This is a genomic window from Micromonospora sp. NPDC051300, from assembly GCF_044455315.1.
GTDB classification, from domain to species: Bacteria; Actinomycetota; Actinomycetes; order Mycobacteriales; family Micromonosporaceae; genus Micromonospora; species Micromonospora robiginosa.
In genome coordinates, this window is the sequence record NZ_JBITEP010000004.1 from 64515 (window position 1) to 82698 (window position 18184).

At 74.7% G+C, this 18184-nt stretch carries 15 protein-coding genes and 2 pseudogenes; 13 read left to right on the forward strand and 4 right to left on the reverse strand.

The window, feature by feature from the left end:
• Positions 1-62: 62 nt before the first annotated feature.
• The 4 genes from ACIA5A_RS06760 (at position 63) to ACIA5A_RS06775 (ending at position 3874) form a co-directional block, all read left to right on the forward strand.
• A complete protein-coding gene (locus ACIA5A_RS06760) occupies positions 63-1244 on the forward strand; it encodes a sensor histidine kinase (protein WP_396757196.1) in 1182 nt (393 codons plus the stop codon).
• A 119-nt stretch (positions 1245-1363) separates the two neighbouring features.
• Positions 1364-2041: a response regulator gene (locus tag ACIA5A_RS06765; protein WP_396757730.1), complete on the forward strand. Its 678-nt coding sequence runs from the start codon at positions 1364-1366 to the stop codon at positions 2039-2041.
• 91 nt (positions 2042-2132) lie between these two features.
• Positions 2133-3053, forward strand: coding sequence for an ABC transporter ATP-binding protein (locus tag ACIA5A_RS06770; protein WP_396757198.1), 921 nt, complete (start codon positions 2133-2135; stop codon positions 3051-3053).
• Complete coding sequence (locus ACIA5A_RS06775) at positions 3050-3874, forward strand: ABC transporter permease subunit (protein ID WP_396757200.1); 825 nt, start codon at positions 3050-3052, stop codon at positions 3872-3874. Before ACIA5A_RS06770 ends, ACIA5A_RS06775 begins: the two co-directional genes overlap by 4 nt.
• A 34-nt stretch (positions 3875-3908) precedes the next feature.
• Here the strand turns inward: ACIA5A_RS06775 and ACIA5A_RS06780 are convergent, their stop codons facing one another.
• Together ACIA5A_RS06780 and ACIA5A_RS06785 are read right to left on the reverse strand one after the other, a co-directional pair.
• Positions 3909-4544, reverse strand: a complete 636-nt coding sequence (locus tag ACIA5A_RS06780; RefSeq protein ID WP_396757202.1) for a response regulator — start codon at positions 4542-4544, stop codon at positions 3909-3911.
• Entirely contained in the window at positions 4541-5746 is a 1206-nt protein-coding gene (locus tag ACIA5A_RS06785) for a sensor histidine kinase (RefSeq protein ID WP_396757204.1), read from the reverse strand. Before ACIA5A_RS06785 ends, ACIA5A_RS06780 begins: the two co-directional genes overlap by 4 nt.
• Before the next feature lie 220 nt (positions 5747-5966).
• Here ACIA5A_RS06785 and ACIA5A_RS06790 point away from each other — a divergent pair, with 220 nt between their 5' ends.
• The 8 genes from ACIA5A_RS06790 to ACIA5A_RS06825 all read left to right on the forward strand — a co-directional run bounded on the left by ACIA5A_RS06790 (position 5967) and on the right by ACIA5A_RS06825 (position 15507).
• A complete protein-coding gene (locus tag ACIA5A_RS06790; RefSeq protein WP_396757206.1) occupies positions 5967-6974 on the forward strand; it encodes an ABC transporter permease in 1008 nt (335 codons plus the stop codon).
• On the forward strand, positions 6971-7657 hold the full coding sequence (locus ACIA5A_RS06795) for an ABC transporter ATP-binding protein (protein ID WP_396757208.1): 687 nt from the start codon (positions 6971-6973) through the stop codon (positions 7655-7657). The genes ACIA5A_RS06790 and ACIA5A_RS06795 overlap by 4 nt, the downstream gene beginning before the upstream one ends.
• Positions 7658-7761: 104 nt before the next feature.
• On the forward strand, positions 7762-8232 hold the full coding sequence (locus tag ACIA5A_RS06800; RefSeq protein ID WP_396757210.1) for a hemerythrin domain-containing protein: 471 nt from the start codon (positions 7762-7764) through the stop codon (positions 8230-8232).
• Positions 8233-8698: 466 nt separating this feature from the next.
• Complete coding sequence (locus tag ACIA5A_RS06805) at positions 8699-10312, forward strand: cellulose binding domain-containing protein (protein WP_396757212.1); 1614 nt, start codon at positions 8699-8701, stop codon at positions 10310-10312.
• A gap of 352 nt (positions 10313-10664) precedes the next feature.
• Positions 10665-11465 carry an ABC transporter ATP-binding protein gene (locus ACIA5A_RS06810; protein WP_396757733.1) on the forward strand — a complete coding sequence of 267 codons (801 nt, stop codon included), beginning with the start codon at positions 10665-10667 and terminating at the stop codon, positions 11463-11465.
• Between the two features lie 17 nt (positions 11466-11482).
• Positions 11483-12469, forward strand: a complete 987-nt coding sequence (locus ACIA5A_RS06815) for an ABC transporter substrate-binding protein (RefSeq protein ID WP_396757214.1) — start codon at positions 11483-11485, stop codon at positions 12467-12469.
• 6 nt (positions 12470-12475) lie between these two features.
• Complete coding sequence (locus ACIA5A_RS06820) at positions 12476-14569, forward strand: iron ABC transporter permease (protein WP_396757216.1); 2094 nt, start codon at positions 12476-12478, stop codon at positions 14567-14569.
• 17 nt (positions 14570-14586) lie between these two features.
• Positions 14587-15507: a siderophore-interacting protein gene (locus ACIA5A_RS06825; protein ID WP_396757218.1), complete on the forward strand. Its 921-nt coding sequence runs from the start codon at positions 14587-14589 to the stop codon at positions 15505-15507.
• 4 nt (positions 15508-15511) lie between these two features.
• On the opposite strand, the gene ACIA5A_RS06830 is transcribed toward ACIA5A_RS06825, so the two are convergent.
• Together ACIA5A_RS06830 and ACIA5A_RS06835 are read right to left on the reverse strand one after the other, a co-directional pair.
• Positions 15512-15892, reverse strand: coding sequence for a helix-turn-helix transcriptional regulator (locus ACIA5A_RS06830; protein WP_396757736.1), 381 nt, complete (start codon positions 15890-15892; stop codon positions 15512-15514).
• Between the two features lie 237 nt (positions 15893-16129).
• A pseudogene (locus ACIA5A_RS06835) lies at positions 16130-16674 on the reverse strand (IucA/IucC family protein); the annotation flags it as partial.
• A 199-nt stretch (positions 16675-16873) separates the two neighbouring features.
• Between ACIA5A_RS06835 and ACIA5A_RS06840 the strand changes: the two are divergent.
• A pseudogene (locus ACIA5A_RS06840) lies at positions 16874-18013 on the forward strand (choice-of-anchor A family protein); the annotation flags it as partial.
• Between the last annotated feature and the right edge of the window lie 171 nt (positions 18014-18184).

Genomic DNA, 18184 nt, shown 5'->3' on the forward strand with positions numbered 1-18184 from the left:
GCCCGGCCGCCCGGTCGTGCGCCGTCGGCCCCACCGCCCGACCGGTGCCGTACGGTGACCGGATGGGACGCCTCGCGCGGTGGCGTCGGGTGGCCCGGGAACATCCGACCGGGGTGGACGCCCTGCTGGCCGCCCTGCTCTTCGTGGTCAGCCTGCTGCCGGTGAACCCACCGGGCGGCCCTCCGCGCGACCCGTTGACCGTCGGCGCGGTGCTGCTCGCGCTGGTCGGCTCCGCCGCGCTGACGCTGCGGCGCCGGTATCCGCTGCCGGTCCTCGCCGTGGTGACGGTCGCCGCGGGGACCGCGCTGATCGTGCAGCAGGCGCGCGGGCCGTTCGTGCTGACCGTGGCGCTGGCCGCCTACACGGTGGCGGCCCGCACCGACAGGCGTACCGCGGTGGCGGCCGGCGCGGCCAGCGGCCTGGTGCTCGGCGGGTGCGCGGTGGTCGCGCTCGGGGTGGGCTGGTGGGACCCGGCGGTGGTAGTCCTGCTGCTCTGGTTCGGCGTCGCGGTGGCGGCCGGCGACGCGGTCCGCAGCCGGCGGGCGTACGTGGCGGTGCTGGAGGAGCGGGCGCGCCGGGCCGAACGGACCCGGGAGGAGGAGGCCCGCCGCCGGGTCGCCGAGGAGCGCCTGCGGATCGCGCGGGAGCTGCACGACGTGGTGGCCCACCACATCGCGTTGATCAACGTGCAGGCCGGCGTGGCCGGGCACCTGCTGCGGGAGCAGCCGGACGCGGCTGAGGAGGCCCTCGGGCACGTCCGGTCCGCCGCCCGTACGGTGCTGGACGAGCTGGCCACGCTGCTCGGCCTGCTCCGTCGCGGCGAGCCGGACGCGCCGACCGAGCCGGCGCCCGGCCTGGGCCGCCTCGACGCCCTCGTCGACGGCTTCGCCGCCGGCCAGCCGGTGCGCTGGGCCCTGACCGGGCAGCCGCGACCGCTGCCGAGCGCGGTCGACGTGGCGGCGTACCGGATCATCCAGGAGTCGCTGACCAACGCGCACCGGCACGCGCCGGGCGCGGCCGTCACGGTCGGCGTGACCTACACCGACGCCGGCGTGGTGGTGGAGATCCGCGATGCCGGCCCCGGCCCGAACGGACCCGGCGAGTCCGGCGCCGGCCTCGGCCTGCTCGGCATGCGCGAGCGCGCCGAGGCCCTCGGGGGCGCCTTCCACGCCGGCCGTCGACCTCAGGGCGGCTTCCTGGTCCGCGCGGAGTTGCCCGCCCCGATCCCGCAGGAGACGGCATGACCGAACGCACCGAGCGCAGCGAGGGCCGTGAGGGCGTGCCCGGTCGGTACGGCATGACCGAACGCACCGAGCGCAGCGAGGGCCGTGAGGGCGTGCCCGGCTTGCCCGGCTTGCCCGGCATGAGCGTCCGGGTGCTGCTCGCCGACGACCAGACCCTGATCCGGGCCGGCTTCCGCGCGCTCATCGACTCGGCGCCGGACCTGCTCGTGGTGGGGGAGGCCGCCACCGGGCGGGAGGCGGTCGAGCGGGCCCGCGCCACCCGCGCCGACGTGGTGCTGATGGACATCCGGATGCCCGACCTCGACGGCCTGGCCGCGACCCGCGAGATCACCGCCGACGAGGACCTGGCCGGCGTCAAGGTGCTGATCCTGACCACGTTCGAGGTCGACGAGTACGTCTTCGAGGCGCTGCGCGCGGGCGCCAGCGGCTTCCTCGGCAAGGGCGTCGAGCCGGTGGAGCTGCTGGACGCGATCCGTACCGTCGCGGGCGGGGAGGCGCTTTTGTCGCCGAAGGCCACCCGTGGGCTGATCACCCGGTTTCTGGCCCAGCCCGAGCCGCGGCCCGGGGCCACCCCGGAGCGGCTGCGGGTGCTCACCGAGCGGGAACGCGAGGTGGTCGCGCTGGTCGCCGCCGGGCTGAGCAACGAGCAGATCGCCCAGCGGCTGGTGGTCTCCCCGCTGACCGCCAAGACCCACGTGAACCGCGCGATGGCCAAGCTCGACGTCCGGGACCGGGCCCAGTTGGTGGTGATCGCCTACCAGAGCGGGCTGGTCCGGGCCGACCCGCCGCCGCGGTAGCGGGTCCGCGCGCGTACCGCGCTCGCGGTACGCGCAGGTGTCCGCGTCCGGCCGACGCGCCACCAGGGGTACGCGGGCCACGCTGGAGCACATGATCGAAGCCCACGACCTGAGCAAGCGCTACGGCGACAAGGTCGCCGTCGACGCCCTGACCTTCACCGTCCGGCCCGGCGTGGTGACCGGCTTCCTCGGTCCCAACGGCGCCGGCAAGTCCACCACCATGCGGATGATCCTCGGCCTGGACGCGCCGACGTCCGGCACCGTCCGGGTGAACGGCCGCCGCTACGCCGAGCACCGGGACCCGCTGCGGCAGGTCGGCGCGCTGCTGGAGGCCAAGGCCGTGCACACCGGCCGGTCGGCCCGCAACCACCTGCTGGCCGTGGCCGCCACCCACGGCATCGGCCGCCGCCGTGTCGACGAGGTGATCGACCTGGTCGGCCTGCGGGAGGTCGCCGGCCGCCGGGCCGGCGGGTTCTCCCTCGGCATGGGCCAGCGGCTGGGTATCGCCGCCGCGCTGCTCGGCGACCCGGCGGTGGTGATGCTCGACGAGCCGGTCAACGGACTCGACCCGGACGGCATCCGGTGGATCCGCGGACTGCTCAGGGGCCTCGCCGCCGAGGGCCGGACGGTCTTCGTCTCCTCGCACCTGATGAGCGAGATGGCACAGACCGCCGAACACCTGATCGTGGTCGGCCGGGGCCGGCTGATCGCCGACGTGCCGCTGGCCGAGTTCACCGGCCGGGCCTCCCGGAACACGGTACGGGTGCGCTCGCCGCAGGCCACCGCGCTGCGCGACCTCCTGGCCGGGCCGGACGTGACCATCACCGGCGGCGAGGCGGGCGTGCTGGAGGTCGTCGGGCTGCGCCCGGAGGCGATCGGCGACCGGGCCGCCGCCGCCGGTCTCACCCTGCACGAGCTGACCGCCGCCGAGACGTCCCTCGAAGAGGCGTTCATGACCCTGACCCGCGACGCCGTCGAGTACGCCGGCACCACCGAAGGAGCGACCCGATGACCACCCTGGCGCCACCCGCCACCATCCCCACGAACGCCCGGGTCACCGGTCCCCGGGTGGTCCGCGCCGAATGGATCAAGTTCCGGTCGCTGCGCTCGTCGCCGATCATGCTGGCCGCCACCGTGCTGGTGTTCGCCGCGCTCGGCCTGGGCTTCTCGGCGTTCCTGGCCGACGCCACGATCGAGCCGGGCACCCCGGCGCCGCCCGGCGGGCCCTCCTCGCTCGACCCGCTCGGCGCCAGCCTCGGCGGCGTCAACCTCGCCCAACTGCTCATCGGCACGCTCGGCGTGCTGCTCACCGCCGGCGAGTACGCCACCGGCATGATCCGTACCTCGCTGGCCGCCGTGCCCACCCGCTGGCCGGTGCTCACCGCGAAGGCCACCGTGCTGGCCGGCGTGTCCCTGGCCCTGCTGGTGCCCACCGCGCTGCTCACCTTCCTCGGCGGCCAGGCGATCCTCGGCGACAAGGGCATCTCCCTCGGTGACCCCGGTGTGCTGCGCGCGGTCCTCGGCGCGGGCGCCTACCTGGCCGTCGTCGGCCTGCTCGGCGCGGCGCTCGGCTCGTTGCTGCGCACCACCGCCGGCGCGCTGACCAGCGTGGTCGCGCTGCTGCTGGTCGTGCCCGGGGTGGTGTCGCTGCTGCCGGAGAGCTGGTCGGACCCGATTTCGCCGTACCTGCCGTCGAACGCCGGCCAGGCGGTGATGAGCATCGGCGACAATCCCGACCTGCTCTCCCCGGGCGCCGGGGCGGCCGTCCTCGCGGTCTGGGTGCTGGCCCTGCTCGGCATGGCGCTGCTGCGGCTGCGCCGCCGGGACGCCTGAGCCGCGCCGACCGGTCGCCGGGCGCGGCGGCCGGTCAGCGGCGGATGATGCCGAGGTCGACGGCGGCGGCGACCGCGGCGGTGCGGGAGTCCACCCGCAGCTTGGTGTAGATGCGCGACAGGTGCGACTTGACCGTGCCCTCGGTCAGGTGCAGGCGGCGGCCGACGGCCTGGTTGGACAGCCCGTCGGCGACCAGCCGGAGGACCTCGGTCTCGCGCCGGGTCAGCGCGGTGTCCGGCGTGCGCAGCCGGTTCACCAGCCGGTCGGCGACGGCCGGCGCGAGCGCGGTACGGCCGGTGGCGGCGGTCCGCACGGCGGCGGCCAACTCGTCCGGTGAGGCGTCCTTGAGCAGGTAGCCTGTCGCGCCGGCCTCGATCGCCGGCAGCGTGTCCGCGTCGGTGTCGTAGGTGGTGACGATCAGCACCCGGGGCGCGTCCGGCCGGGCGGTGATCGCGGCGGTCGCCTCGACCCCGGTCAGGCCGGCGCCGAACCGCAGGTCCATCAGCACCACGTCGACGTCCCCGCCGGCGGCGCGGGTCACCGCCTCCTCGGCGGTTGCCGCCTCGGCCACCACGACCAGGCCCGGCTCGGTCTCCAGCACCGCCCGCAGTCCGGCCCGGACGACCGGATGGTCGTCGGCGAGCAGCAGTCGGATCGGCGCGTCGGTCACCGCCGCTCCCCGGCCGGGGGGCGGGGAAGCCTGGCCGAGACGGTGGCGCCGCGACCGGGCGTGGCGGTCACCGTCAGCTCCCCGCCCAGCGCCTGGGCACGGGCCCGCATGCCCGCCAGGCCGAAACCGCCGCCCTCGGGTCCGGGATCCGGCAACCGCGCGGGGTCGAAGCCGCCGCCGTCGTCGGTCACGTCGAGCGTGACCCGCTCGGTGCGGTAGCCGAGCGTCACCTCCACCGTGGTGGCCCCGGCGTGCCGCACGGTGTTCGCCAGGGCCGCCTGGGCGACCCGCAGCAGCGCGACCTCGTACGCGGTCGGCAGCGGGACCGGGGCCCCGGTGACCGCGAACCGGGCGGCGAGCCGGTGCCGGGCCCCGGTGGTGGCGCACAGGCGCTCCAGCGCCCCGGCCAGCGTGGTGTCGTCGAGCGCCGGCGGGCTGAGCGCGGCGACGAAGCGCCGGGCCTCGGCGAGGTTGTCCGCGGCGGCCTGCCGGGCCTGCTCGACGTGGCGGGCGGCGGTGTCCGGCCGGTCCGGCAGCACCCGTCCGGCGGCGCGCAGCAGCAACTGGATGCTGGTCAGACCCTGCGCCAACGTGTCGTGGATCTCGGCGGCCAGCCGCTCGCGTTCCGCCGCCACGCCCGCCTCGTGCTGCGCCCGGGCCAGGTCGGCGCGGGTCGCGGTCAGCTCCTCGATCAGCCGCCGGCGGCGCTCGCTCTCCCGGTGCAGCGCCTGGTAGCCGCGGACCACGGCCACCGCGACCGCCGCGCCGAGCACCGGCCCGATCGTGCCCGCCGCGCTCGGCCCGCCCCGGTGCCCGGCGAACGCGACCACGGCCAGCGCGGCGGTGACCGCGACCGCCACCGCCCCGGCGCGCCGGGGCAGCAGGTGCAACTGGAGGAGATAGAGCGGGAAGGCGAGCCACAGCCCGTCCACGGTCAGCGCGGTCAGCGCCAGCCATCCCACCCCGACCGCCGCCAGCCACCAGCCGGCGGCCCGCCGGGAGCGACGCACGCCGGGCAGGAACGCTCCGGCCGCGTACGTCAGCAGGCCCGCCGCCGCGACCGCGGCGACCGCCGTGGCGTGCGGCCGCCCGGTGACGACGGCCCGCAGGCCGGCGAGGACGAAGAGCACGCCCACCAGCAGGTGCAGGCACCGGGCCAGCACGCGGGCGGTGGGCGTCAGGGCGGGAACGGTGGTGGTCACGGCCCGTCCAGCCTAGAGGAGGCGCAGGTCGGGCGGCCTCTGTCGAAAGGTGTAACCGGGGCGCCGCCGTTCCGCCCGGAAAGTGCCGTCCGGCGCCGGATGCCCCGCCCCCGGGCCGGCGACGACCGTGGGAGCGACCATCCCGCCGTCGGAGAGGACCGGCCCACCCGTGTTCGTCGCCTGGAGAGACCTCAGGTTCGCCAAGGGGCGCTTCGCCCTGATGGGCACCGTCATCGTGCTGATCACCCTGCTGGTCGGCCTGCTGTCCGGCCTGACCGCCGGGCTGGGCCGGCAGAACACGTCCGCGATCACCGGCCTGCCCGCCGACCGGATCGCCTTCGGCGGCGCGCAGCCGTCGTACGCCGACTCGACCGTCACCCGGGCGCAGTGGCAGCGCTGGGCCGACACGCGCGGGGTCACCGCCGCCGAGCCGCTGGGCATCGGCACCACCCGGGTCACCGCCGCCGGCCGCAGCGCCGCCGTCTCCGTGTTCGGCGTCCGGTCCGGCTCCCGCCTCGCCCCCGGTGACCTCGACGACGGCACCGCGGTGCTGTCCACCCCGGCCGCCGCCGACCTGGGCCTGCGCGCCGGCGACCGCCTCACCGTCGCCGGTCGGGAGCTGACCGTGGCGGCGGTCCGCGGCGACGCCTCCTTCAGCCACACCCCGGTGGTGTGGACCAGCCTCGACACGTGGCGGCGGACCGGCGACTCCGAGGCGGACACCGCCACCGTGATCGCGCTGCGCACCGGCCCCGGGCTGGACCTGGCCGCGGCCGACCGGGCCGCCGGCACCCGTACCGTCCGTACCGGCGACTCGCTGACCGCGATCGGCTCCTACCGCTCCGAGAACGGCTCGCTCCAGCTCATGCGCGGCTTCCTGCTCGTCATCTCCGCGCTCGTGGTCGGCGCCTTCTTCACGGTGTGGACGATCCAGCGCAGCGGCGACGTGGCGGTCCTCAAGGCGCTGGGCGCCTCCACCGCCACCCTGCTCACCGACGCGCTCGGGCAGGCCGGCGTGCTGCTGGTCGGCGGCACCGCGCTCGGCACCGGCCTGGCCGCCGGCCTCGGCGCGCTCGTCGCCGGCTCGGACGTGCCGTTCGTGCTGACGCCCGCCACCGTCGCCGTCCCGGCGGTGGTGACGGTCCTGCTCGGCATGCTCGGCGCCGCCCTGTCCGTGCGGCGCATCACCGCCGTCGACCCGCTGACCGCCCTGGGGAGCGCCCGATGAGCCTCGACCTGACCGACGTCACGCTCACCTACCCGGACGGCGACACCCGGCTGACCGCGCTCGACCGGGTGACGCTCTCGGTCCCGAAGGGCCACCTGACCGCCGTCGTCGGCCCGTCCGGCTCGGGCAAGTCCAGCCTGCTCGCGGTCGCCGCCACGCTTGTCACCCCGGACGCCGGCACGGTCGACGTCGACGGCGTCGCCACCACCGGAACGGGCCGCGGCGCGCTCGCCGCCCTGCGCCGGCGCGCGATTGGCATCGTCTTCCAGCAACCCCACCTGCTGCCGTCGCTGACCGCCGTCGAGCAACTCCAGGTGATGGCCGCGCTCGACGGCCGGTCGCCGGCCCGGGCCCGGGACCGGGCGGGGGACCTGCTCGACGCGGTGGGGCTCGCCGCCCAGGCGGGTCGGCGGCCGCACCAGCTCTCCGGCGGTCAGCGCCAGCGGGTCGCCCTCGCCCGCGCGTTGATGAACGACCCGGTGGTCCTGCTTGTCGACGAGCCGACGAGCGCGCTCGACCACGAGCGGGGCGCCGCCGTCATCGACCTGATCGGCCGGCTCACCCGCGAGCGGGGCACCGCCACGGTGCTGGTCACCCACGACCGCGACCATCTCGCCGCCGCCGACCGGATCGTCGAGATGCGCGACGGTCGCCTGCACGACGTGGCCCGGGCGGCACGGTAGGGTCGGGTCAGCGTCGCGTGCCGGTGGCAGACCGTGTCAGGCATGGAGGCGCCGGACCGGAGGGAGCGCGACGATGACCATCGTCGTCCCTTCGCCGTCACCCGATGCGTGACGGCGAGCAGACCAGGCTGGTGGCCTGGAGTCGAGAGTTGCGCGACGTGCACGAGCGGCTGCGCGAGGCGTTGAGGGTGACCCGGGAGGCGTTGGCCGACGGCCTGTCGGCCGGGCCGGCCACCCGCGACCTGTTGTTGTTCTGTCACGGGTTCTGTGCCGCGCTCACGGCGCACCACGAGGGGGAGGACCGGGACCTCTTCCCGGCGATCGCCGAGCGGCACCCGGAGCTGCGGGACACCCTGCGCCGGCTGCGTCAGGACCACTCGATGATCGGGCACCTGCTGTCCGGGCTGGCCGCCGCGGTGGCTCGGGACGCCCCGCCGGCGGAGCTGACCCGGCACCTGGAGGGCGTGGCCGCGATCATGGAGTCGCACTTCCGGTACGAGGAGCGCCAACTGCTCGCCGTGCTGGAGACGCTGGCGCTGGACGCGGACCCGGCCGCGGTGCTCGGTCCACTGTGAGCACAGCCGTGTTAGGAGGGGCCCCTTGCTATCGCCAGGCGATAACAAGGGACCCCTCCTAACAGCTCACCTCAGTTGAGGCCGCAGGCGGCCAGCGCGTCGAGGTTGGGGCGCTGCGCGCCGACCCGGAGGGGCGGTGCGGCATCGGTGCCGCGCCCCCGCTCCGCGGCGCGAAGTGAGACGCAGGGCTCGCCTCTCGTGCCCGCTCCGGCATCGCGGCTCCGGACGATCTCCCTGTCGGGCATGGATACGGGCGTGGGCGCGGGATTGCTCAGCGTCCGGTGGTCCGATTGACCGCATCGACGTACGTCAGTAGCCTGCGGGCGAAAGCGCTTTCTGTGCGGGAGCGCGGGACGGGTCCGTCGACGCACGGACGTCCGGGGCAGGAAGGCCCGCCGACGGCACCGACCGGGCATCGGGGCCGGTACCGGTGTGGCGCCGATCCACCACCCGCAGGAGAAAAGTCATGATCAATCGACAGCGCCGCACGGCGTTGTGGACGGCCGGGGCCGCGGCGGCGACGCTCGTCGCGGCCGGCCTCGCCGTCGGGGCCACCGCCGCGCAGGCGGCGGCCGGATGCCGGGTCGACTACGCGGTCACCGCGCAGTGGTCCGGCGGCTTCACCGCCAACGTCAACCTCACCAACCTCGGCGATCCGCTGAACGGCTGGACCGTCGCCTGGAACTTCAGCGACGGTCAGACCGTCAGTCAGGCCTGGGGCGCCCACATCACCCAGACCGGCGCGTCGGTGCGGGCCGCCAACGTCAGCTACAACGGCAGCCTCGGCACCAACGCGAGCACCTCGTTCGGCTTCAACGGCGCCTGGAACAACAGCAACAACTCCACGCCGTCGTCGTTCGCGGTCAACGGCGTCCTCTGCGGCGGGGCCGTCCCCACCGACCCCGGTGGGACCCTCACCCCGCCGCCGGGGCCGAGCACCCCGCCGCCGTCGCCGACCACCCCGCCGCCGTCGCCGACGACTCCGCCGCCGACGGGCGGAGCGGTGTACGCCGCGCCGAACGGCACCGCGGGCGCGGCCGGCACCCAGGCGAACCCCACCACGATCGCCTCGGCGATCACCCGGGTCGGCGCGGGCGGCACCGTCTACCTGCGCGGCGGCACGTACAACCTGGCCCAGACGGTCACCGTCGCCGCCGGCAACAACGGCACCGCGAGCGCCCGCAAGAATTTGTACGCGTACCCGGGCGAGACGCCGATCCTCAACTTCTCCGCGATGGCCGAGGACCCGGCCAGCCGGGGGCTCGCGCTGAACGCGTCCTGGTGGCACGTGCGCGGGATCGTGGTCGAGCGCGCCGGTGACAACGGCATCTTCGTCGGCGGCAGCAACAACGTCATCGAGCGTACGGTGACCCGGTTCAACCGGGACTCCGGCCTGCAACTGTCCCGGATCGCGTCCAGCACCCCGCGGGACCAGTGGCCCGCCAACAACCTCATGGTCAGCGTCGAGTCGCACGACAACGCCGACTCCGACGGCGAGGACGCCGACGGGTTCGCCGCCAAGCTCACCGTCGGCGGCGGCAACGTCTTCCGGTACGCGGTGTCACATCACAACATCGACGACGGCTGGGACCTGTACACCAAGACCGACACCGGCGCGATCGGCGCGGTGACCATCGAGGACTCCCTGTCGTACAGCAACGGCACGCTCAGCAACGGCACCCAGAACGGCAACGGCGACCGCAACGGCTTCAAGCTCGGCGGCGAGGACATCGCGGTCAACCACACCGTCCGGCGCACCGTCGCGTACCGCAACGGCAAGCACGGCTTCACCTACAACCGGAACCCCGGCACCATGACGATCTCCAACAACCTGAGCATCGACAACACCGAGCGCAACTTCTCGTTCGACGCCGGCACCTCGGTCTTCCGCACCAACACGTCCTGCCGCAGCGGCAGCGGGTCGAACGACAAGACGGTCGGCAACGTGGACGGCTCGAACCAGTTCTGGTCCGGCGCCAACGGCTCCCGCTGCGCCACCTATGCGGGCGCCCTGGGCTGGTCCTTCGCCGCCGACGGCCGCCTGGTCGTCACCCTCGGTGGCCGCGTGGTCTCCCTGTAGCCCCGCGCCGCCCGCCCCACGTCGTCGATCTTGCGGTTGCCGCCCCCACAATCCCGACAAGGAGTACGAGCCGCGGGCCGCAACCGCAAGATCGGCGCCGGTGCTCGGCGCTCGCTCACGGAGCGTGACGCGACCGGAGGAGACATCACTTTTCGGCGGTATACCTCGGAGGCATAAATATGCCCGAGAGGTATACCGCCGAAAAGCGGGCCCTTCTCTTGGGCGCGATCGGCCGACCGCGCCGAGGGCTCGGCCCCGGGTGCTCGATGAGGGAAGCCGGAGCGAAATTCCGAGGCGGCTTGACAGCGTGATTGTTGGTTAGGTTAGCCTAACCTTCGTGACGAGCGGAACGGTGCGGGCCGACGGCCTGCGGGGCAGTGGGCTGCGGCTGGGCTACCACGGGACCACTGTGGTGCACGACGCCGACATCACGCTGCGACCGGCGGCGGTGACCGCCCTGGTCGGCCCGAACGGCAGCGGCAAGTCGACGCTGCTGCGCGGGCTGGCCCGCCTGCACCCGCTGGAGCACGGCGAGATCGTGCTCGCCGACGGCACCCCGGCCCGGACGCTGTCCGCCCGCGACTTCGCCCGCCGGGTCACGCTGCTGGCGCAGAGCCGCCCCACCCCGAGCGGGGTCACCGTCTCCGACGTGGTCGGCTACGGCCGGCACCCGTACCGGCAGCGGTGGCGCGCCGGTGACCCGGACGGGCCGGCGGCTGTCGACCGGGCCATGGCGGTGACCGGCGTCGACGCCATGGCGACCCGGCCGGTCGACGAGCTGTCCGGCGGCGAGCTGCAACGGGTCTGGCTGGCCACCTGCCTGGCCCAGGACACCGCCGTGCTGCTGCTGGACGAGCCCACCACGTTCCTCGACCTGCGCTACCAGGTGGAGATCCTCGACCTGGTCCGGGAACTCGCCGACACCGCCGGCGTCGCCGTCGGCGTGGTGCTGCACGACCTCAACCAGGCCGCCGCCGTCGCCGACGAGGTCGTGCTCCTGCACGGCGGGCGGGTGCGCGGCACCGGCACGCCGCGCGAGGTGCTCACCGAGGCGGCGCTCACCGAGGCGTACGGCATCCGGGTCGAGGTGACCGTCGACCCGGTCAGCGGCCTGCTCTCCACCCGCCCCGTGGGCAAACACACCAAGTCCTGACTACAGAAGAGAAACCGATGTTGCGTACCCGAATCACCCTGCTGGTCGCCGCGGCGACCGCGCTGCTGGTCGCCGGCTGCGGCACCACCGAGTCGCCCGCCGCCGCCCCGGCCACCTCCGGCGCCGCCACCACCGGCCCGGTCACCGTCACCGACAGCCGCGGCAAGGCGATCACCCTGAAGAACCCGGCCACCAAGGTCGTCGGCCTGGAGTGGGGCGAGGTCGAGATGCTCGTCGGTCTCGGCGTGATGCCGGTCGGCGTGGCCGACCCCAAGGGGTACGCCACCTGGGTCACCGCCGCGCCGCTCGACCCCGGCGTCAAGGACGTGGGCACCCGGGGCGAGCCGAGCGTCGACGCCGTCGTGGCGCTCCAGCCCGACCTGGTGGTGATGGAGGCCGAGCGCGGCGCCGCCATCGTCACCCAACTGGAGAAGTACGTGCCGGTGCTGGTCACCAAGGGCAGCGACGCGACCGACAACCTCGGCCGGATGCGGTCCGACCTCACCATGATCGCCACCGCGACCGGGCGCACCGCGCAGGCGGAGAAGCTGCTCGCCGACTTCGACGCCGCGCTCGCCGACGGCCGCAGGAAGATCGCCGACGCGGGCGCGGCCGGCCGGCAGTTCGCCTTCGCCGACGGCTGGAAGGAGGGCAGCACCGTGTCGATCCGGATGTTCGGCCAGGGCGCGCTCGTCTCCCAGCTCGGCATCCAGCTCGGCCTGAAGAACGCCTGGACCGGCAAGACCGACGCGATGTGGGGCCTGGGCCAGACCGACGTCGAGGGGATGACCGTCCTCAAGGGTCAGGACCTGCACTTCTTCTACAACGCCTCGGACGGGCAGGACGTCTTCGCCGACGGTCTCGCCGGCAACGCGATCTGGCGGTCGCTGCCGTTCGTGCAGCAGAACAAGCTGCACAAGATGCCGAACGGCATCTGGACGTTCGGCGGCACCCTGTCCGCGAAGCAGTACGTCGACCAGCTCGTCGCCGTCTACACCGCCTGACCCCCGATGACCACCACCGTCCGACCGGAGCCGGCCACCCGGCCGGCCCCGGCCGGGCTACCCCCCGCCCGTCGCCGGGTCGCCGGCGCGTTCCTGCTCGCCGCCGCGCTGCTCGTGGCGATCACCGCGGTGCACCTCACCCAGGGCACCTCCACGGTCGGGGCGGCGGACCTGTTCCGGCTGCTCACCGGCGCCGACGACGAGACCGCCCGGGTGCTCGTCGCCTCTCGGCTGCCGCGCCTGCTCACCGGGCTGGCCGTCGGCGTCGCGCTCGGCTTCGCCGGCGCCGCCCTGCAGTCGACCACCCGCAACCCACTCGCCTCGCCGGACACGCTCGCCGTCAACGCCGGCGCGCACCTGGCGATCGTGTCCACCGCCGCGTTCGGCATCGCGCTGCCCGCGCTGCCCGCGGGCGGGCTCGCGTTCTGCGGCGGGCTCGCCGCGGCCGGCCTGGTGATGCTGCTGTCGACAGGTGGCCAGGCCGCCACCACCCGGCTGATCCTGGCCGGCTCGGCCACCGCGATGGCGCTCGCCTCGCTCACCATGCTGCTCCTGCTGCTCTTCGAACAGGCCACCATCGGGCTGTTCGCCTGGGGCAACGGCTCGCTCGTGCAGGGCGACCTGGTCGCGTTCACCCAGCTCGCCCCCGTGATCGCGGTCGCCGCGCTGGTGCTCGTCGCGCTCGGGCGCCGGCTGGACCTGCTCGCCCTCGGCGACGACACCGCCACCGTGCTGGGGCTCGACGTGCGCCGGACCCGGCTGTCCGTGGTGCTGCTCGCGGTGCTGCTCTCCGCCGCCGCGGTCACGCTGGCCGGGCCGATCGGCTTCGTCGGGCTCGGCGCGCCGGTGATCGTCAGGCTGCTCGGCCGCTGGCTGCCCGAGGTCCACCGGCACCGGGTGCTGCTGCCGCTGTCCGGCCTGGTCGGCGTGGTGATCGTGCTCGGCTCCGACGTGCTGCTGCGGGCCGTGCTCGGCGGCCAGGCCGGCGTGGACGTGCCGACCGGCGTGGTCACCACGCTCTTCGGCGCGGTGCTGCTGGTCTGGCTCGCCCGCCGGCACCGCGACGCCGGTCCCACCCGCCAGCCCCCGGGCGGTCACGCGGCCGTACGCTCCGGCGCCTTCCACACCGCCGTGGTCGCCGCCTGCGCGGTGGCGTGCGTGGCGGCGGTGGTGCTCGGCATGCTGGCCGGGGACACCATGGCGCTGCTCGGCGACGTGGTCAACTGGGTGCGGGGGACGACCGGGCCGGCGTACACCTTCGTGTTGGACACCCGTTGGCCGCGCGTCGCGGCGGCGGCGCTGGCCGGCGCGGCGCTCGCGCTGGCTGGCACCACCGTGCAGGCGGTGTGCCGCAACCCCCTCGCGGAGCCGGGCATCCTCGGCATCACCGGCGGCGCCGGGATCGGCGCGGTGTCGCTGCTGACGTTCGCCCCGATGGCCGGCGTGCTCGCGCTCTCCGGCGCCGCCGGGCTCGGCGCGGTCGTCGCGTTCACGCTTGTCTACGGCCTGGCCCGACGTCGCGGGCTCAACTCCGACCGGCTCGTGCTGATCGGCTTCGCGGTCTGGCAGGGCGGCGCGGCGGTGATCACGTTCATCGTCGTCTCGTCCGACCCGTGGAACACCGGCAAGGCCCTGACCTGGCTGTCCGGCTCCACCTACGGGCGTACCGCCGAACAGGTGCTGCCGGTGGCGCTGGCCTTGCTGGTCGCCGTGCCGGCGGTCGCCGCCGTACGCCGGGAACTGGACCTGCTGGCGTTGGACGACGACACGCCCCGGGTGCTCGGGGTCCGGTTGGAGCGCGCCCGGTTGGTCGCGCTCGGCCTGGCGGCGATGCTCACCGCCACCGCCGTGTCGGCGGTCGGCGTGATCGGTTTCGTCGGCCTGGTCGCGCCGCACGCGGCCCGAGCCCTGGTCGGCGGCCGGCACACCCGCGTGCTGCCGGTCGCGGTGCTGCTCGGCGCCACGCTTGTCAGCCTCGCCGACACGCTCGGCCGCACCGTCATCGCGCCCGCGCAGGTCCCGGCCGGGCTGGTCACCGCGCTGATCGGCACCCCCTACTTCGTCTGGCTGCTGTGGCGCTCCCGCGCCGCCCACCGATGAGACCGAAAGGACGTCACATGACGAGTACCGTGGCCCTCGCGCCGTGGCGCGTCTTCACCGTCGAGGTGCGCGCGTTGCGCCGGCTCGGCCCGTCGTTCCTGCGGGTGACGTTCACCGGCGCGGACCTGGACCGGTTCGCCGACAACGGCTACGACCAGCGGATCAAGCTGGCGTTGCCGGTGGCCGACGGGACGCCTGTCGAGTTGCCCGACGGGCCGGACTGGTACCAGCGCTGGCGGGTGCTGCCGGCGGACCGGCGCAACCCGATCCGCACCTACACGGTCCGGGCGGCCCGTCCCGAGGCGTACGAGGTGGACGTGGACCTGGCGCTGCACGGCGACGGCGGCCCGGCGACCCGGTGGGCGCGGCGGGCCCGCGTCGGCGACCGGCTGGCGCTGGTCGGGCCGGACGCCGGGTGGCCCGGCGAGCACGGCGGTGTCGAGTTCCGTCCGCCGGCCGGGGCGACGCTGCTGCTGGCCGGCGACGAGACCGCCGCGCCGGCGATCTGCGCGATCCTAAACCGGTTGCCGGCCGACGCGCACGGCTACGCCCTGGTGGAGGTCCCGGAGGCGGGCGACGTGCTGCCGTGCCGGGTGCCGGCCGGGGTCACCGTGACCTGGCTGCCCCGGGCCGGGGCCCCGCACGGCGCCCGCCTCACCCCGGCCGTGACGGCGCTCGCCGCCCGGCTGCTGCCCGCCCCGGTGGAGCCGCCGGCTGGGGCGCCGCCGGCCGGCCCGCCGCCGGCCGACGTGGACGTCGACCGGGAGATCCTCTGGGAGGTGCCGGAGCGGCCCGACGGCGCGGCGCTCTACGCCTGGCTGGCCGGCGAGGCGGGGATGATCCGGGGACTGCGCCGGCACCTGGTCACCGACCGTGGGCTCGACCGGAGGGCGGTGGCGTTCATGGGCTACTGGCGCGCAGGCCGGGCCGAGTGCTGACCGGTCACTCCCGCAGCGTCTCGCTGGGCTGCCGGCCGTACTCCTCGCGGTAGGCGGCGGCGAAGCGGCCGGGGTTCGCCCAGCCCCAACGGCGGGCGGTGGCGGCCACCGTCGCACCCTCGGCCGGGTCGGCGGCGGTCAGGTCGCGGTGGGCGCGGGCGAGCCGGACCTGGCGCAGATAGGTCAGCGGGCTCTGGCCGACGTGCCGCTGGAACGCGGCCTGCAACGCGCGTGCCCCGACGCCGCAGGCGGCGGCGACCTGGGCCACGGTCACCGGCTCGGCGGCGTGCTCGTCGAGGTACGCCCGGGCGCGGCGCACCACGGCCGGTGCTACGCGGCTCGGCTGTGGCAGGTAGCCGGCCGTCATGGTGGTGTTCGGGAACACCGCGAGCGCGGTGGTCGCCGCCAAGGTCGACCAGGGACGCCTGCACCAGCGGCTGCCCCAGTGCGTCGTCGGACAGCCCGTGCAGGAACGACGACAGCCGTACCCAGGCCTGAACCATCGCGGGCGAGACCGGCGTGCTGCGCCCGGTAGGTGTCCGGCCCCTCGCCGAGGCAGACCAGCCGCCGCCGGGCCACCGGCGCAGGTGAACGTGGTGTGGTCGCGGTGCGCGGCGAGTCAGAGCAGCCGGACTCCGGCGGCGGTCTCCGGGGCGTACCGGTGGTAGTCGTGCGCGCGAAGCCGAGCCGGCCGTTGTTGGCCACGAAACACGGGTGGCCCTCGGTCATACCGGTCTCGATCGCCTGGAAGTCGGCGGCGGCCAGCTCGGCGGCGGTGACCGCCGGCCGGCTGAGCTTGTACGCGGTGCCGGCGAGGGTGGAGGTGATCTCCTCCAGGTAGACGGGCAGGACCGTGTCGGTGAGGCCGAGCGCGTCGCGCAGCTCCAGGCACAGGTCGACCGCGTCGAGCGGCAGGTCGACGCCGTCACGGCGGCGGGTGATGCTGGCGGCGTCCACGTGCCAGTGGTCGAGCGCGAGCACCTCGGCGGCGAACCGGTACTCCACCGTGGCGTCGTCGCCGCGCACCAGCCAGCGGCCCGGTCCGGTCGGCTCGGGCGTGAGTAGGCGCTCGTGGGCGAACTCGGCGAGCGCCTTGCGCACCAGCAGCCGGTTGGCGGTCGCCCATGCCTCGGGGTGCAGGTGGGCGACGGATGCGTCCGGGTTCACGGCTGGGCCTCTCCTTCGGTGGCGGTCGGGCGCCCGATGGCGGCCCGGAACTGCTCGCGGGTGCAGGTGCTGAGCAGCGCGTCTTTCTTGGCGTTCCTTACCCGGGAGCGGTTCGAGACTGGTGCTCACGTTCCCGGTAGTGATCCGCAGGGAACCCCTGGATAGCTAATATCCCCCAAATCGGACAAGCGGGGGAATGATGATTCGAACGTTCAGGGGCCCGTGGCGGCGAGCCGCCGCGGTCGTGGCCGTCGCGGCGCTCACCGCGCCGCTGCCCGTCGCGGTCGCGACGGCCGCGCCCGGCGGTCAACCGCCGCCGCAGCAGGCGCCGCGGGCCGTCGGCCCGGTCAACCCGGTCGCGGCGGCGCAGAGCTTCGGGGTGATGACCGAGGGCGACGCCCGGGTGGTCACCAGCGAGAACGAGGGCACCATGGCCGTCGGCGGTGACCTCTCGTTCGGTAACTACCAGCTCGCCAACAACACCGCCGGCTCGTTCGTGGTGCCGGGCGACAGCCGCCCGACCGCGCTGGTGGTGGGCGGCCGGGTCGACTTCGCCGGCAGCGTGGCGGGCAGCCGGCTCCAGGTGCTGTCCCAGGGATACGCCAAGGCCGGGAACCTCACCGGCACGGTCGTCCGGGACACCGACAACAACGGCGCCGCGGTCAACACCCGGATCCTGCCGACGAACGACTACGACGCCTTACCCCGGGTGGAGCTGACGGTCCGGCAGGCGCCGGCGAACGTCGGTCCGACCTCGCCGATCAACTTCGCCGACGCGTTCGCGTCGTTCCGGTCCACCTCGACCGGGCTGGCCGGCTGCGAGAACACGGTGGTGCTCACGAACCCGAACGGCCAGGTCCTGCCCCGGCCGATCCCGCCGGGCAGCAACGCCGTGATCAATTTGACCAGCGGTGTCACCAACGTGTTGAACCTCAGCGCCACGGACCTGAACAACATCGACACGCTGACCTTCCGCGACCAGCCCACCGCGACCACACCACTGCTGATCAACGTGGACACCACGGGCGTCGGGAACACGTTCGACTGGACCGCGCCGAACTTCGCCGGCGTCGGTGGCCAGCAGGCCCAGTACATCCTGATCAACTTCCCGACCGCGACCCGGCTCACGCTCACCGCCGGCGCGCGCACGGTCGAGGGCAGCATCTACGCCCCGAACGCCGACCTCACCGACCTGTCCGCGTCCAACACGGAGGGCAGCGTGATCACCCGTACCCTCGACCACGAGGGCGGCGAGATCCACTACTTCCCGTTCAGCACCACGCTGAGCTGCAACGGCGGTGGCCCGGCCAGTATCGCGCTGGTGAAGTCCTCGACCAGCGCGCTGATCAGTTCCGTCGGGCAGCAGGTGCCGTACTCGTTCACGGTGGTCAACACCGGTGTCGTCACGCTGACCGGCATCGTCGTCACCGACACGCAGACACCGCCCTCGTCGAACGCGAACCTCGGCCCGATCGCCTGCCAGGACGCCACCCTTGCCCCCGGGGCGTCG